This window comes from Rouxiella sp. S1S-2, assembly GCF_009208105.1.
Classification (GTDB): Bacteria; Pseudomonadota; Gammaproteobacteria; order Enterobacterales; family Enterobacteriaceae; genus Rouxiella.
On record NZ_WFKL01000001.1, the window covers coordinates 4,781,593 to 4,797,263 of the forward strand.

12 protein-coding genes are annotated in these 15,671 nt (G+C 51.8%); 7 read left to right on the forward strand and 5 right to left on the reverse strand.

From position 1 onward, the window contains the following. Positions 1-120: 120 nt before the first annotated feature. The 6 genes from lptD to apaH all read left to right on the forward strand — a co-directional run bounded on the left by lptD (position 121) and on the right by apaH (position 6,994). A complete protein-coding gene (gene lptD, locus GA565_RS21890) occupies positions 121-2,478 on the forward strand; it encodes an LPS assembly protein LptD (protein WP_193312008.1) in 2,358 nt (785 codons plus the stop codon). A 74-nt stretch (positions 2,479-2,552) separates the two neighbouring features. Beyond that, complete coding sequence (gene surA / locus GA565_RS21895; protein WP_152200813.1) at positions 2,553-3,848, forward strand: peptidylprolyl isomerase SurA; 1,296 nt, start codon at positions 2,553-2,555, stop codon at positions 3,846-3,848. Continuing rightward, positions 3,838-4,905, forward strand: coding sequence for a 4-hydroxythreonine-4-phosphate dehydrogenase PdxA (pdxA, locus tag GA565_RS21900; protein ID WP_055774794.1), 1,068 nt, complete (start codon positions 3,838-3,840; stop codon positions 4,903-4,905). The genes surA and pdxA overlap by 11 nt, the downstream gene beginning before the upstream one ends. Beyond that, on the forward strand, positions 4,902-5,720 hold the full coding sequence (gene rsmA / locus GA565_RS21905; RefSeq protein ID WP_055774792.1) for a 16S rRNA (adenine(1518)-N(6)/adenine(1519)-N(6))-dimethyltransferase RsmA: 819 nt from the start codon (positions 4,902-4,904) through the stop codon (positions 5,718-5,720). Before pdxA ends, rsmA begins: the two co-directional genes overlap by 4 nt. Before the next feature lie 19 nt (positions 5,721-5,739). Further along, on the forward strand, positions 5,740-6,117 hold the full coding sequence (apaG, locus tag GA565_RS21910; protein ID WP_152200814.1) for a Co2+/Mg2+ efflux protein ApaG: 378 nt from the start codon (positions 5,740-5,742) through the stop codon (positions 6,115-6,117). Between the two features lie 22 nt (positions 6,118-6,139). Continuing rightward, a complete protein-coding gene (gene apaH, locus GA565_RS21915) occupies positions 6,140-6,994 on the forward strand; it encodes a bis(5'-nucleosyl)-tetraphosphatase (symmetrical) ApaH (protein WP_152200816.1) in 855 nt (284 codons plus the stop codon). 76 nt (positions 6,995-7,070) lie between these two features. Here the strand turns inward: apaH and folA are convergent, their stop codons facing one another. Beyond that, a complete protein-coding gene (folA, locus tag GA565_RS21920; protein WP_152200818.1) occupies positions 7,071-7,556 on the reverse strand; it encodes a type 3 dihydrofolate reductase in 486 nt (161 codons plus the stop codon). A 434-nt stretch (positions 7,557-7,990) separates the two neighbouring features. Here folA and GA565_RS21925 point away from each other — a divergent pair, with 434 nt between their 5' ends. Then, positions 7,991-8,605, forward strand: a complete 615-nt coding sequence (locus GA565_RS21925; protein WP_055775274.1) for a LysE family translocator — start codon at positions 7,991-7,993, stop codon at positions 8,603-8,605. Between the two features lie 89 nt (positions 8,606-8,694). Here the strand turns inward: GA565_RS21925 and GA565_RS21930 are convergent, their stop codons facing one another. The 4 genes from GA565_RS21930 to carB form a co-directional block, all read right to left on the reverse strand. Next, the gene (locus GA565_RS21930; RefSeq protein WP_152200820.1) at positions 8,695-9,618 is read right to left on the reverse strand and encodes a hypothetical protein; all 924 of its coding nucleotides are present in this window, start codon (positions 9,616-9,618) and stop codon (positions 8,695-8,697) included. A gap of 226 nt (positions 9,619-9,844) precedes the next feature. After that, positions 9,845-11,692 carry a glutathione-regulated potassium-efflux system protein KefC gene (kefC, locus tag GA565_RS21935; RefSeq protein WP_152200821.1) on the reverse strand — a complete coding sequence of 616 codons (1,848 nt, stop codon included), beginning with the start codon at positions 11,690-11,692 and terminating at the stop codon, positions 9,845-9,847. Beyond that, entirely contained in the window at positions 11,685-12,257 is a 573-nt protein-coding gene (gene kefF, locus GA565_RS21940) for a glutathione-regulated potassium-efflux system oxidoreductase KefF (RefSeq protein WP_152200823.1), read from the reverse strand. The genes kefC and kefF overlap by 8 nt, the downstream gene beginning before the upstream one ends. Positions 12,258-12,427: 170 nt before the next feature. Further along, a complete protein-coding gene (gene carB, locus GA565_RS21945) occupies positions 12,428-15,652 on the reverse strand; it encodes a carbamoyl-phosphate synthase large subunit (protein ID WP_152200825.1) in 3,225 nt (1,074 codons plus the stop codon). Between the last annotated feature and the right edge of the window lie 19 nt (positions 15,653-15,671).

Sequence of the window (15,671 nt, forward strand, 5' to 3'; positions counted from 1 at the left end):
AGCGTTAACCCTGTGGATTTAACACTAGCGCAACGATGATGAGTGAGATAGTCTCTGACCGTTTGCCGGCATGACGCCTCTGATGACGGAACACACATTTTACGTATGAAAAATAGACGTATGAAAAAAAGCTTCCCCACCCTGCTGGCCACAATGATTTGGACGGCACTCTATAGCCAGGGCGCGCTGGCCTCACTCGCTGAACAATGTATGCTCGGCGTGCCGACCTATGATAAGCCACTGGTACAGGGAGACCCTAATCAGCTGCCGGTAAAGATTCAGGCCGACAACCTGCAGGGTACTTATCCCAACGATGCCCTTTATAGCGGCAACGTGACGGTTGATCAGGGCAACAGCTCTTTAAAAGCCGATCAGGTCCAGCTTAACCAGATTGCTCATCCAAATGAAGCCACACCGCTTCGTACCGTCACAGCTACGGGCGACGTGTTGTATTTCGATAATCAGGTCAAGCTTAAAGGTCCCAAGGCGTTCTCTAACCTGAACACCAAGGATACCGACGTCGAAAAAGGTGATTATCAAATGGTAGGTCGTCAGGGCCGCGGCACAGCCGACCTGATGAAGCAGCGCGATAATAACCGTTACACCATATTAAATAACGGGACTTTCACCTCCTGTCTACCGGGCGACAACAGCTGGAGCGTAGTCGGAACCACGGTGATTGAAGACCGCCAGGAAGAGCTGGCCGAAATCTGGAACGCCCGTTTCCACATTGGCCCGGTGCCAGTATTCTACAGCCCTTATATGCAGTTGCCGATTGGCGACCGCCGTCGTTCAGGGTTCCTGATCCCTAACGCGAAATACGGCAGTAATAACGGCTTCGAGCTGATGTTGCCGTATTACTGGAATATTGCGCCAAACTACGATGCCACCATCACGCCGCACTATATGAGCAAGCGTGGTACTCAGCTGCAAAACGAATTCCGCTATCTGACCGTTGCCGGCGCAGGCGTTATGGAGTTCGATTTCCTGACCGATGACAAACTGGTTGAGGCTGCACACCCTGGCGAAAACAACACTAAACGCTGGCTCTACTACTGGCAACACAACGGCGTTTATGAACAGAACTGGCGTTTCAACGTTGACTTCACCAAGGTCAGTGACCCGTATTACTTTACCGATCTCGACTCCAAATTTGGTTCAACCACCGACGGCTACGCAACGCAGAAATTCAGCGCAGGCTATGCCAATGAAAACTGGGACATCACGCTTGCCAGCAAGCAGTTCCAGATTTTCTCCGAGACGACAACGACGACGACCAATGTCTACCGCGCCATGCCGCAGTTGGACATTAATTACTATAAAGATGACATAGGTCCGTTTAACTTTCGTACCTATGGGCAGATTGCCAAATTCACCAACGTGAATCCGGCGTTCCCAACGGCAACCCGCTGGCACATCGCGCCGCAAATTGACCTGCCGTTGAGCAACCGCTGGGGAAGCTGGGATAACCAAGTGAAGGTGATGGCCACCCATTACCAACAAGATATCCCTAACAGCTATTATGATATTTACCCGGACTCAACGCTCAAGAGCTCGGTAAACCGTGTCATGCCTGAGTTCAAAAGTGACGGCAAGATGGTGTTTGACCGCACCATGGATTGGAATCAGGGCTACACGCAAACTCTCGAACCCCGTTTGCAGTACCTCTATATCCCTTACCGTGACCAGAGCGATATTCAGCAGTACGACTCCACGCTGTTGCAGACTGACTACACCGGCCTGTTCCGCGACCAAAGCTACAGCGGCCTGGACCGCATAGCTTCGGCTAACCAGCTGGCGTCGGGTGTAACCACCCGTATTTACGACGACAGTCTGGTTGAACGTTTCAACGTGTCCGCCGGTCAGATTTACTACTTCACACGTCCACGGACCGGTGACCCGACCAGCAGTCTGGATAAAAGTGATGATACTGGCAGCATGGTGTGGGCCGGTGACACGTACTATAAAATCAACGATACGCTGGCCTTCCGCGGCGGACTGCAGTACGACACGCGTCTTGATGCACTTGCCATCGGCGACGCGGTGCTGGAATATCGTTCTGATGCAGAAAGAATGGTTCAGTTGAGCTACCGTTACGCCAGCCCGGAATATATTCAGGCAACATTGCCTGGTGTCACTAACCCGGGTTACCAGCAGGGGATCTCGCAGGCCGGTATTATTGCCAGTTGGCCGATCGCCGATCGCTGGGCCGTAGTGGCAGCGTATTACTATGACACCAAGGCGAAACAGGCCGCTGACCAGTTGCTGGGCGTTCAGTACAGCACGTGCTGCTGGGCGGTTAATTTCGGCTACGAGCGTAAAATTACCGATTGGGACTACACCAGTTCCACCCCAAGTAGCCAATATGACAACCGTATTTCATTTAACATTGAACTTCGTGGCCTGAGCAGCAATCAAAGCCTGGGTACTAAAGAAATGTTAGCCAGCGGCATACTGCCTTATCAACGTGCATTCTGATGCCCTATGGCATGTTGAATTCAGTAAACTTGAAACTTGAACCCGCATTTGCGGATTAAATAAATGGATAAAGTATGAAGAACTGGAGAACACTTCTCCTCGGCGTGGTGCTTTGTGCTAACACCGCGTTCGCAGCACCGCAAGAAGTTGATAAAGTCGCCGCCGTTGTCGATAACGGTGTTGTCCTGGAGAGCGAAGTCAACGACATGTTGATGTCGGTTAAGCAGCAGTCAAAAGAAGCGAAACAACAGCTTCCGGATGATGCGACACTGCGTCATCAAATTCTCGACCGCCTGATCATGGACAACATTCAGCTGCAGATGGCAACCAAGATGGGCATCACGGTGACTGACGACGACGTCAACAAGGCCATTGCCAACATCGCACAGCAGAATAACCTGACTCTCGATCAGCTGCGCAGTCGCCTGGCTTATGAAGGTCTGAACTACAACACTTACCGTACTCAGATCCGTAAAGAGATGCTGATTTCGCAAGTGCGTAACGGCGAAGTTCGTCGTCGTGTGACCATTCTTCCTCAGGAAGTTGACGCATTGGCGAAACAGTTGGCGGCGCAAACCGGCAATGAGGCTGAATATAACCTCAGCAACATTCTTTTGCCTTTGCCACAAAATCCGACTCAGGATCAGGTTGACCAAACCGAGTTACTGGCCAAGAAATTGGTAGGCGAACTGAATCGCGGTGCTGATTTCGCCAAAATGGCGATGACCTACTCTGCCGATCCCCACGCGCTGGACGGCGGTAATATGGGTTGGGGCAAGCTTCAGGGTCTGCCTTCACTGTTTGCACAGGCGCTCGCTACCGCTAAGAAAGGCCAGGTTGTGGGTCCCATTCGTTCAGGCGTGGGCTTCCACATCCTGAAAGTGAACGATATGCGTGACGTTGACCAGAAAGTATCGGTGACTGAAGTTCACGCCCGCCACATCCTGTTGAAAACGTCTGTGGTTCTGACAGATGCTCAAGCGCAGGCAAAACTGGAACAGGTTGCTGCAGCCATTAAGAGCGGACGTGCCAACTTCGCCGACGAAGCTAAACAGCTGTCACAAGACCCGGGTTCTGCCAATCAGGGCGGTGACTTGGGTTGGGCTTCACCAGACATGTATGACCCAGCATTCCGCGATGCGCTGCTGAAGCTGAAAAAAGGTGAAATCAGTGCGCCAGTGCGTTCTTCCTTTGGATGGCACCTGATCCAGTTGCTCGATACCCGTCAGGTAGACAGAACGGATGCTGTACAGAAAGACAAAGCCTACCGTCTTCTGTTCAACCGCAAGTTTGCCGAAGAAGCGCAGTCCTGGATGCAGGAACAACGCGCGCAGTCGTACGTGAAAATTATGGACGGCAATGGACAATAAAATCCACGTGACGCAATCAGTGGTCATTACCCCCGGTGAACCTGCCGGGGTGGGCCCTGACCTGGTTCTCGCACTTGCTCAACGGGATTGGCCCGTTGAGCTTGTCGTTTGTGCCTGCCCGTCTCTGCTACTAAGCCGAGCCAAGGCGCTGGGTCTGCCTATTCGTTTGCTCGACTACCGCCCGGGATATGCCAAACCTCAGGCAGCGGGAACGCTAACCGTGCTCCCTATTCCTCTTGCGGAATGTGTCGTTGCCGGACAGCTTAACGTGGCCAATGGCCCCTATGTCGTTGACACGCTGGCACGGGCCTGCGACGGGGCGATAAGCGGCGAATTTGCCGCACTTATCACCGGTCCGGTTCAAAAAAGTATAATTAATGACGCTGGCATTCCGTTTATCGGCCATACCGAATTCTTCGCCGACCGCAGTCTGTGCGACCGCGTGGTGATGATGCTGGCAACCGAAGAACTGCGCGTCGCGTTGGCAACAACGCACCTGCCGTTGAAGGACGTATCGGACGCTATCACTGTGCAGAGTCTGCATGAAGTGATCACCATTCTCGATAACGACCTCAAGACCAAATTTGGCATTCAGTCTCCGCAAATTTACGTGTGTGGCCTTAATCCTCATGCAGGAGAAGGCGGTCACATGGGACGTGAAGAGATTGATACCATCACGCCAGCGCTCAATTCGCTGCGTGAAAAAGGCATTAATCTGATTGGCCCGCTGCCCGCAGATACGCTTTTTCAGCCGAAATATCTGCAGCATGCCGATGCTGTCTTGGCCATGTATCACGACCAGGGCCTGCCGGTGCTAAAATATCAGGGCTTTGGTCGCGCCGTGAACATCACGCTGGGGTTGCCGTTTATTCGCACTTCAGTCGATCACGGTACGGCGCTCGACCTTGCCGCCACGGGCAAAGCCGACGTTGGCAGCTTTATTACCGCCTTAAATCTTGCCATCAATATGGCTTCTGTCAGCAATGACAACAATCTGTCTGAAACGACGACTTATGTCAGTAACGACAACAACAGTAGTGAAAAAACACAGCAATGAATAATCGAGTCCACCAAGGCCACTTCGCCCGTAAACGTTTTGGACAAAACTTTTTAAAAGATCAGTTTGTCATCGACAGCATCGTTTCCGCTATCCACCCTATGCCGGGTCAGGCCGTTGTTGAAATCGGCCCCGGTCTGGCAGCGTTAACCGAGCCTGTCGCGGCACGCCTTGACGCCATGACCGTTATCGAACTTGACCGCGATTTGGCGGCCCGCCTTGAGGTGAATCCTAAGCTGGCCAACAAGCTGCGCGTGATCCAGGCCGATGCGATGACCGTAAACTTTGGCGAATTGTCCGAAGAACTGGGTCAGCCGCTGCGCGTGTTTGGTAACTTGCCTTACAATATCTCCACGCCGTTGATGTTCCACCTTTTCACCTACACTAACTCAATAAGCGACATGCATTTCATGCTGCAAAAAGAAGTGGTGAATCGTCTGGTTGCCGGTCCAAACAGCAAAGCGTATGGCCGTCTTAGCGTAATGGCGCAGTATTACTGCAACATTATTCCCGTGCTGGAAGTGCCGCCTGAGTCCTTCACACCGGCGCCAAAAGTTGATTCAGCGGTCGTGCGTTTGACGCCGCATGCAGAAATTCCTTACCCTGTTTCCGACATCCGCATTCTTGCGCGCCTGACCACCGATGCCTTTAACCAGCGCCGCAAAACTATCCGTAACAGCCTGGGGCATTTGTTTACCCCAGAGCAGATGACGGAGCTGGGTCTTGACCTGTCGATGCGTGCTGAAAATATCTCGGTTGAGCAGTACTGCAAACTGGCCAACTGGATTTCAACGCGCAAGAACAACGAACAGTAAACTTAGCAGGAGTGCCGCTATGCTTAATGCCCCGCGAGTCAGTATTCAGGTACAAAGTATCTACATTGAGTCTCAGTCGATACCGGAAGAACAGCGTTATGTTTTCGCCTATACCATTACTGTTCGCAATCTGGGGCGTCATAACGTGCAACTCCTGCGCCGTTACTGGTTGATAACCAACAGTAACGGCCATCAAACCGAAGTTCAGGGCGAAGGCGTTGTCGGTGAACAACCTTTGATCGTACCAGCCGGTGAGTTCCACTACACCAGCGGTGCCATCCTTGAAACGCCAATGGGCACCATGGAAGGTCATTACGAAATGATCGACCACAAAGGTGAGCCTTTCCAGGTGCCAATCCCCGTGTTTCGGCTTGCGCTTCCGACGCTGATTAATTGAGTTTCCGAGTAATAAAACGCTTATGTCGACATATTTAGTGGGTGATATCCACGGTTGCCTTGATGAGCTTAAAGCTCTGCTTATACGGGTTAATTTTAACCCCCTGCATGACTGCCTGTGGCTAACCGGTGATTTAGTCGCGCGTGGCCCTGATTCGCTTGAGGTTTTACGTTTCGTCAGTGGATTAGGCGATGCCGTGCGCATGGTGCTGGGTAATCACGACCTGCACCTCTTGGCTATTTACGCGGGTATTACCCCTAACAAGACTAAAGACCGCCTGACGCCGCTGCTGGAAGCCGATGATGCCGACACGCTCATCAACTGGCTGCGTCGTCAGCCTGTTTTACAGGTGGATGACGAGCTGAAACTGGTTATGGGCCACGCGGGCATTACGCCGCAGTGGGATATTGAGACCGCAAAAATCTGTGCCCGTGAAGTAGAGGCCATTCTGAGCAGCGACAGTTATCCGCTGTTCCTCGACGCGATGTATGGGGATATGCCGAACAATTGGTCAGAAGAGCTGAGCGGCCTGGCTCGACTGCGTTTCAGCACCAACGCGCTAACGCGGATGCGTTATTGCTTCCCGAACGGCCAGCTGGACATGATCTGCAAAGACTCGCCCGAAGATGCACCGCGTCCACTTAAGCCGTGGTTTGATCTGCCGAGCCAGGTTATGCAAGAGGGTTACAGCATCATCTTCGGCCATTGGGCCTCGTTAGAAGGCAAAGGGACACCCGAGGGCGTTTATGCGCTGGATACCGGCTGTTGCTGGGGCGGAGAGATGACGATGCTACGCTGGGAAGATAAAACGTTCTTTACTCAGGCCTCTATCCGCCGTAAAGAAAAAGAGCAGCTTCTGACACCAAAAGCCTCATAAGCTTCTTTTTGATCATTTGATTAATAAAAAAGGCACCCGAAAGGTGCCTTTTTTGCATTACTGCGTCACGCTGTGATTAAACGCGGCGGTCGAGAATTTCGAAGCAGTAGCCGTGTGAATTGGCTTCATCAGCGTCGTGGAATTCGCTGAATACGCTTTCCCACTCGTCTGGCTCGTAGTCTGGGAAATGCGTGTCCCCCTCGACCTCAGCATCGATATGAGTGAGATAAAGACGGTTTGCGCGCTGCAGGAACTGTTCGTAAACTCTGCCTCCGCCCATGATCATCACTTCTTCTGCATGACTTGCCGCCGCCAATGCGTCCTCTACTGAGGTGACCCAAGTCACGCCGTCGTGGCTACCGGGTTGGCTGCTGATAACGATGTTCAGACGGCCAGGCAGTGGCCGACCGATAGACTCGAAAGTCTTGCGCCCCATAATAACCGGTTTGTTCAGCGTATTACGCTTGAACCAGGCCAGGTCAGCCGGTAAATGCCAAGGCATGGCATTTTCCATACCGATAACGCGATCCGCTGCCATTGCAGCGATCAGGCTGATAATCATCGTGAAACCTTGTGGTGAAGTGCTAATAAAAACATATTCGTGGTTCCGCCGGCAGACGACATACAGCAGACCTGGAAAACATTCTGTGTCGGGGCAGAAAAGAGCCACACTATACGGAAAGGCCAATCCGCCGTCGATAGGGAGAAGGTGCCTTGATAAAGATATAAGAGACCTCTTAGCGGAGTGTGATTAATTCAGCATAATTATCTAACAGCCAGGGAAATACTGCGCGTAAAGCATCAATCAAACGCCGCCCGACAGCGTTTCGCACTGCTGCCCTCTCTTGCCTCTTGGCGCATGTAAACTGCCGATTACGCTTCGGTTTATTAAGTATACAAACGGGAATAACCGAGATGCGCTGCCCCTGTTAAAAGTCGGCGATTGGCGTATGATGCCGCGTTAATTTCTCATGCTTCTTGATGACGGTCGGTTTAATGCTCGAAACCTCTTTGTTTGTCGCTACCATTGCAGCGCTGGGGATGATCTCCCCGGGTCCGGACTTTTTTCTGGTGATCAAAAACGCTGCGCGTTATCCGCGCATGACGGCGCTTATGACCTCGCTGGGCGTTATCTGCGGTGTGTTAACTCACATGTCCTACTGCGTGGCCGGTCTGGCGGTGGTTATAACCCAAACCCCCTGGCTGTTTGACCTGTTGAAATACGTGGGTGCTGCGTACCTTATTTGGGTTGGCGTGCAGGCGCTGCTGTCGCGTACCGACAGTAAAATGAATCTCGACAATGTTGAGAAACAACAGGTGAAGATGAGCAAAGCCTTCGTACAGGGCTATTTATGCAACCTGCTTAATCCCAAGGCGACGCTGTTTTTCCTGGCGATGTTTACTCAGGTGCTGCAAATCAACTCTACGCTGGGCGAGAAGCTGTGGTACGCCTCAATTATTGTCGGGCTGTCATGCATCTGGTGGCCGCTGCTGGTGGTGCTTATTCAAAGCGGTCCAGTACGGCGAGGGCTGGCAAAGGCGCAGAAGTTGATTGATAAACTGCTTGGCGGCGTGTTGATTGCGCTGGGTATTAAAGTGGCGCTGAGCTGAAAATTAAATAAAAGGCAAACCCTGATATAGGCTTGCCTTTTTGATTTATTGAAATCATTATAGAAAATAAAATTAAAAGTTGTTAAAAATTAATTTATTTGCAGAGGAAGGTTATTGATAATCCAGGCCTGACGCGCAGCCTTCGTATCATTGTTTTCAGTCCAGTCTTGATTTGGTCCAGGATTGAAATTTTTGAAATTACACTTCTTCTCATTTACGCAAATATATTGATGCGCACCTGCTTGTACAACCGAACCTTTTTTGAATGTACCCAACCCAGTCCAATAAAGCTCCGCTTTCTCTAGAGGTTTATGAAGCATTACTGGATTTTTAATGGTTCCACAGTCTTGATTATATTTCCCCAAAATACAAATTTCATGCCTATATCTAGATACTTGTAGTTTTCCAACGAAGTTCCGGAATACCTCAACGTCAAATGTTAATTTTTGACTTTCTTCAGGCTTTTTCGCGGTAAATGTCAATACACCGCGATTCATTTTAACATTATCTATATATTTAGCGGCATTCTGGTTTATGTTCCACGTATAGCGATACTGAGTTTCTTGCGTTGAAGGTGAAACATCGAGCGTTACGTCTCCACCCCCTATCACACTGTCAGGCCCCTTTAAGCTATCGCATTTCGTATCTAAACCATCTTGGCAAAATGCGTGGGTAACATTGACATACTCACCGTCGACCTTCACCGCTGCCTGTAACATAGTATATGTTACGGGAATACCAACAGTTATGCCTGCAATGACCGATCTTGAAGGGATAGGGTATTTATCATTTGGCTTGAGGGAAGTTTCTGACTCATATTTAGAATAATCAGAGAACCAATGAATTTCACTGTAATAAGCTGGTTTTTTTTGAATAAATGTACCAGGTGTTTTTTGAGTCACGTGCGTTGGCCCTTCGATCAAAAGGTTATTTTCGAGCGCCAATACGTTCCCTGACAATAATAAAGCGCAAGGTACAAATACGGATAATACAGTTTTAGATAAAGTGTTCATTTTTACAAAAAATCCTTTTAAGTGATTGTAATAAAGTGTTTCTAAATTGGGTCTACGGAGTGCATTAAATAGCATTAAAACTTCAACCGCAATACACCAAACGTTAAATAGAATTTTCTCTATTAGGATTAATATTATCTCGACGGGAATTCCAGTAATAAAAAACGCACCTAAAAAGGTGCGTTTATTTGTAAGATTATCTTTAGGTCATTGCTGCAGATAACAATTATTTGGCTTCTATCACCTCGTGTTCTGGCGCTTTACCGTCAATACTCCCACGCCAGCTTTGCTGCTGCTCGCCAAGGCGCTCCTGATCCTGCTCAATGGCTGCAGAAAGCATATCTCGGGCGCGTGCCAGACTGGCAACCCGGAACTCAGTATCCTCATAGTTCTCAAGCGTCGCTTCCAACATTTTCAGGTTGTAGTGTTTGAACAGGTCGGCTTTTTCGCGCGCTTCATAAGGGTCGAGACCCAGCATCTCCAGCGTTTCACGCCCTGCGCGCAGCGAGCCTTCAAACAGCTCACGTTCAGGCGCTTCTACGCCAAGTTGGCGCAGCTGATACCAGTGATCGACGTCGCGAGCGCGAGCAATTATCTTCAGGTTAGGGAAATTCTCTTTTGCCAGACGCGTCAGCTCAAGGTTGGCTTCAACGTCATCAATAGCGTTAATTAACACCTTGGCCTGCGCCGCGCCGGCGGACTCAAGCAAGTCGGCACGCGTTGCATCACCATAAAACACCTTGGTGCCGAATTTACGCAGCGTGTCGATATGATCCGGATCGTTGTCCAAAACCACCGTGTGCACATTATTAGCAATCAGCAAACGTCCGGCAATTTGCCCGAAGCGGCCAAACCCGGCGATAATCACACTGGCATGCTCGTCATCAATCACGTCCTGCGGACGCGAGTCCTTCGGCGCATTGCGCTCCAGACGGCTGGCAATAACCAACAGCACCGGCGTTACGGCCATAGACAGCGCCACGGCCAGCGTCAGCGCTTTAGCCCACTCGGGGGGAAGCACGCCTGCCATTTGCGCCGCGCTAAAGATAACGAAGGCGAATTCACTGCCCTGACCAAGCAGGATGGCAAACATTCCGCGCTGACGTTTTGGCACGTTCAACAAAGGAGCCACAATCCACAGCAGCGCCGCCTTCAAGGCCATAAAGCCCGCCAACAGGCCGGCAATCAGCATTGGGTGGTTAATCAGCGTACCGAAGTCGATAGACATACCGACGCCGATAAAGAACAGCCCCAGTAACAGGCCTTTAAACGGCTGAATATCACTTTCCAGTGCGTGGCGATACTCAGAGCTGGCAAGCATAACACCGGCTAAAAATGCGCCCATCGCCATCGACAGACCGGCCATCTCCAGCAATATGCCAAATCCGAACACCAGGAATAGCGCCACGGCACTGAACACTTCGCGCATGTTTGAACGCGCTACAAAGTGCAGCAAGGGCCGCGCCACGTAACGCCCCAGCAGGATAACTATCGCCAGCGCACCCACCACCTTGGCGGCAGAGAGTCCAAACGAGAGCATGGTGGTGGTTTCACCGGTGCTGGCCAACAGCGGGATCATCGCCACCAGCGGAATGGCAGCAATGTCCTGGAACAGCAGCACGGCGAAGGCGCTACGTCCAATAGGCGTTGGCGTCAGGCTACGTTCACTCATCGCCTGCATCGCAATCGCGGTAGACGACAGCGCCAGCGTCAGGCCAATCAGCAGGGCAATTTTCCAGTCGAGTCCCAGCGCGGTGCAGAATGCACTCAGCACCAATCCACAACCGACCATCTGGATGCTCCCCCCACCAAACACCGAGGCACGCAGGGTCCACAGCCTTTTCGGGTCCAGCTCGAGGCCGATAATAAACAGCATCAGCACGACGCCAATTTCGGCAAAGGTTAGAATAGACTCGGCGTCGGACACCAGCTTGAGGCCCCAGGGACCAATGATGCAGCCGGCTATCAGGTATCCCAGAACAGAGCCAAGGCCAAGACGCACCGCAATCGGTACAAAAAGCGCCGCGGAGCCGAGATAAATCAGCCCCTCGATCATCATGCTGTGATTATCCATTCACTTCTCCTTCTACAGTCTGTGCGTCCAACAGCACGGTGGGGTGCGCAGTCTGCCAATCAATGAGTCGCTGGCGGTAAGCCTCGGCACCGGCTTTAATAGAAACCTCATCGCAGGTGAAGGTGTTATGCAATGCAAAATAGGGCTGCCATTTCATGCCGCAGTAAAGTGCCGTGGCCTCAACGGGTTGCGCCAGCGTGGCGAAATCAGGATGACTTCCCAGCTCAAAATGCTGCTCATTGCCGCCGGTAGTGACTGCCCAGAGTAAACCTTTACCCCGCAGCGCTTCACCGCCGTGCCCATAGGCCCAACCGTGCTCAAGCACTTTGTCAATCCACAGCTTGAGCATGGGGGGTAACCCGTACCACTGCAGCGGATGCTGGAAAACCACCAGATCGGCCTCTTCCATCGCTTTTTGCTCGGCCTTGATGTCAATACTGAAATCAGGATAGAGATCGTAAAGCGATCGGATTTTTACATCGGGAAGATCCTTAATTCCCTGAAGTAAACGCTGATTAGCATGTGAATGCCGAGGATAAGGGTGAGCATAAATAATCAGGATCATAAAACTTCCGTTTAAAAATGGTTTCAGATCAGCATACGCAACTTTGCGTCTGAGGAAAAATAGCCAATCTTTTAATCTTGTTAATTTAATAAAAAAGCAAAAAAGAAAGGCGCAGCTTACGCCGCGCCCTTCAGAATCAACGGTAATCATTGAAGAACTAATCGTGTTAATTAGCCTTTAATTTTTGCGTGCATTTCCTGGACTGAAATAACCTGCTCAGTCGGGTCGGAAGACAGCGCCATCGCGGTCGCAAAGCCACCGTTCAACGTAGTGTCGTAGTGCACTTTGTACTGCAGTGCGCTGCGGCGAATAAGTTTGGAATCTTCAATCGCCTGACGACCCGCGGTAGTATTGACGATGTAACTGTATTCACCGTTTTTAATGCGGTCCTGAATGTGTGGACGGCCTTCATGCACCTTGTTCACCAGGCGGATGTTAATGCCCGCCTCACCCAGAACAACGGCAGTACCGTGAGTCGCATCCAGTTCGAAGCCGTGTTTTTGCAGCTTGGCAGCCAAATCGACCACGCGCGCTTTATCTCCGTCGCGAACTGACAGCAGTGCACGACCGGCCTTTTTCATGCCGGACAGGCTGCCCAGCTGCGCCTTGGCAAACGCTTCGGCGAAGCTACGGCCAACGCCCATGACTTCACCGGTGGAGCGCATTTCAGGGCCGAGGATGGGGTCCACGCCAGGGAATTTGTTAAACGGCAGCACCACTTCTTTCACAGAGTAGTACGGCGGGATAACTTCCTTGGTAATGCCCTGCTCGGCCAGAGTCTGCCCCGCCATCACGCGAGCGGCCACTTTCGCCAGCGGCACGCCGGTGGCCTTGGAGACAAACGGTACGGTACGCGCAGCACGTGGGTTAACTTCAATCAGGTAAACTTCGTTGGCTTTAACCGCAAACTGCACGTTCATCAGGCCACGAACCTGCAGCTCAAAGGCCAGCTTCTCAACCTGCTGACGCATGACGTCCTGAATCTCTTTGCTCAGGGTGTAAGCGGGCAGTGAACACGCGGAGTCACCGGAGTGAACGCCAGCCTGCTCAATGTGCTCCATAATGCCGCCAATCAGCACGCGCTCGCCGTCGCAGATAGCGTCAACGTCGACTTCTACCGCGTCGTCAAGGAAACGATCCAGCAGTACTGGCGCATCGTTAGAGACGCTTACCGCGTTCTGGAAGTAGCGACGCAGGTCGATTTCGTCATAAACGATTTCCATTGCGCGGCCGCCCAGCACGTATGAGGGACGCACCACCAGCGGATAACCCAGACCGCTGGCTTTTTCAACTGCCTGTTCGATAGTGGCAACTGTGGCGTTAGCCGGCTGTTTCAGGCCCAGACGGTGAACCGCCTGCTGGAAACGCTCACGGTCTTCAGCACGGTCGATAGCGTCCGGGCTGGTACCGATGATTGGCACGCCGCAAGCTTCCAGCTCGCGAGCCAGTTTCAGCGGAGTCTGCCCACCGTACTGCACGATCACGCCTTTTGGCTGCTCGATACGCACGATTTCCAGCACGTCTTCCAGCGTTACGGATTCGAAGTATAGACGGTCGGAAGTGTCGTAGTCGGTAGAAACCGTTTCAGGGTTACAGTTAACCATGATGGTTTCATAACCGTCTTCGCGCAGCGCCAGCGAGGCGTGTACGCAGCAGTAGTCGAATTCGATACCTTGACCAATACGGTTTGGCCCGCCGCCCAGCACCATGATTTTTGGTTTGCCGGTGGTCGGGTTGGACTCGCACTCTTCTTCATACGTGGAGTACATGTAGGCGGTGTCGGTGGAGAACTCGGCAGCACAGGTATCAACGCGCTTATAAACCGGGTGCAGATTGTGCTTGTGACGCAATTTGCGCATTTCGCTTTCAGATACGCCAACCAGTTTCGCCAAACGCAGATCTGCGAAGCCTTTGCGTTTCAGAACGCGCAGCAAATCATAATTTAACGAGCTAAAGCCGCCCTCTGCCACTTTTGCTTCCAGTTGAACTAATTCTTCAATCTGCACCAGGAACCAGCGGTCAACGTTGGTCAGGTTAAAGATGCCGTCTACTGACATGCCCGCACGGAATGCGTCGGCGATGTACCAGATACGGTCTGAACCGGCTTCTTTCAGTTCGCGACGAATTTTGGTCAACGATTCAGGATCATCGAGATTAACGATAGGGTCAAAACCGCTGGCCCCCACTTCCAGGCCGCGCAGCGCTTTCTGCATCGACTCCTGGAAAGTGCGGCCAATCGCCATCACTTCACCGACAGATTTCATCTGAGTGGTGAGACGGTCGTTAGCACCGGCAAATTTCTCGAAGTTGAAACGAGGAATTTTAGTCACAACGTAGTCAATTGACGGCTCGAAAGAGGCCGGTGTTTTGCCACCGGTGATGTCGTTCATCAACTCGTCGAGGGTGTAGCCCACAGCCAATTTGGCCGCCACTTTAGCAATCGGGAAACCGGTCGCTTTTGAAGCCAGTGCCGAAGAGCGTGACACGCGCGGGTTCATTTCGATAACGATCAGACGGCCGTCTTTCGGGTTAACGGAGAACTGTACGTTTGAACCGCCGGTTTCTACGCCGATTTCACGCAGTACCGCCAGCGAGGCGTTACGCATGATTTGATATTCTTTGTCGGTCAGGGTCTGAGCAGGTGCCACGGTGATGGAGTCACCGGTGTGGATGCCCATGGCATCGAAGTTTTCGATTGAACAAACGATGATGCAGTTGTCGTTTTTATCACGCACCACTTCCATCTCGTACTCTTTCCAACCGATCAGCGACTCGTCAATCAGCAGCTCTTTGGTTGGCGAGAGATCCAGACCACGAGTACAAATCTCTTCGAACTCTTCGTGGTTGTACGCAATACCGCCGCCGGTGCCGCCCATGGTAAAGGAAGGACGGATAATGCACGGGAAGCCAACGTCTGCGGCAATCACCAGCGCTTCTTCCATGTTATGTGCAATACCTGAACGCGCCGTGCCTAATCCGATTTTCTTCATCGCGATATCAAAGCGACGGCGGTCCTCTGCCTTGTCGATAGCGTCGGCGGTGGCACCAATCATGGTCACACCGAACTCAGCAAGCACGCCCTGACGCTCAAGCTCCAGCGCACAGTTCAGTGCAGTCTGGCCGCCCATTGTCGGCAGTACGGCGTCTGGACGCTCTTTTTCAATAATTTTGCGTACAACTTCCCAGTGAATAGGCTCGATGTAGGTGGCATCGGCCATATCAGGGTCAGTCATGATGGTGGCTGGGTTGGAGTTCACCAGAATGACGCGGTAACCTTCTTCGCGCAGCGCTTTACACGCTTGGGCACCGGAGTAGTCGAACTCACAGGCCTGCCCGATAACAATCGGACCTGCGCCCAGAATCAGGATGCTTTTTATGTCTGTACGTTTTGGCATTTTAAATCGCTCCTGTTCT

Coding starts and splice junctions, on each gene's coding strand:
- apaH (WP_152200816.1), top strand. CDS start 6,140: ATGTCGACATATTTAGTGGGTGATATCCACGGTTGCCTTGATGAGCTT.
- kefC (WP_152200821.1), bottom strand. CDS start 11,692: ATGGATAATCACAGCATGATGATCGAGGGGCTGATTTATCTCGGCTCC.
- GA565_RS21930 (WP_152200820.1), bottom strand. CDS start 9,618: ATGAACACTTTATCTAAAACTGTATTATCCGTATTTGTACCTTGCGCT.
- rsmA (WP_055774792.1), top strand. CDS start 4,902: ATGAATAATCGAGTCCACCAAGGCCACTTCGCCCGTAAACGTTTTGGA.
- lptD (WP_193312008.1), top strand. CDS start 121: ATGAAAAAAAGCTTCCCCACCCTGCTGGCCACAATGATTTGGACGGCA.
- folA (WP_152200818.1), bottom strand. CDS start 7,556: ATGATTATCAGCCTGATCGCTGCAATGGCAGCGGATCGCGTTATCGGT.
- GA565_RS21925 (WP_055775274.1), top strand. CDS start 7,991: ATGCTCGAAACCTCTTTGTTTGTCGCTACCATTGCAGCGCTGGGGATG.
- pdxA (WP_055774794.1), top strand. CDS start 3,838: ATGGACAATAAAATCCACGTGACGCAATCAGTGGTCATTACCCCCGGT.
- surA (WP_152200813.1), top strand. CDS start 2,553: ATGAAGAACTGGAGAACACTTCTCCTCGGCGTGGTGCTTTGTGCTAAC.
- kefF (WP_152200823.1), bottom strand. CDS start 12,257: ATGATCCTGATTATTTATGCTCACCCTTATCCTCGGCATTCACATGCT.
- carB (WP_152200825.1), bottom strand. CDS start 15,652: ATGCCAAAACGTACAGACATAAAAAGCATCCTGATTCTGGGCGCAGGT.
- apaG (WP_152200814.1), top strand. CDS start 5,740: ATGCTTAATGCCCCGCGAGTCAGTATTCAGGTACAAAGTATCTACATT.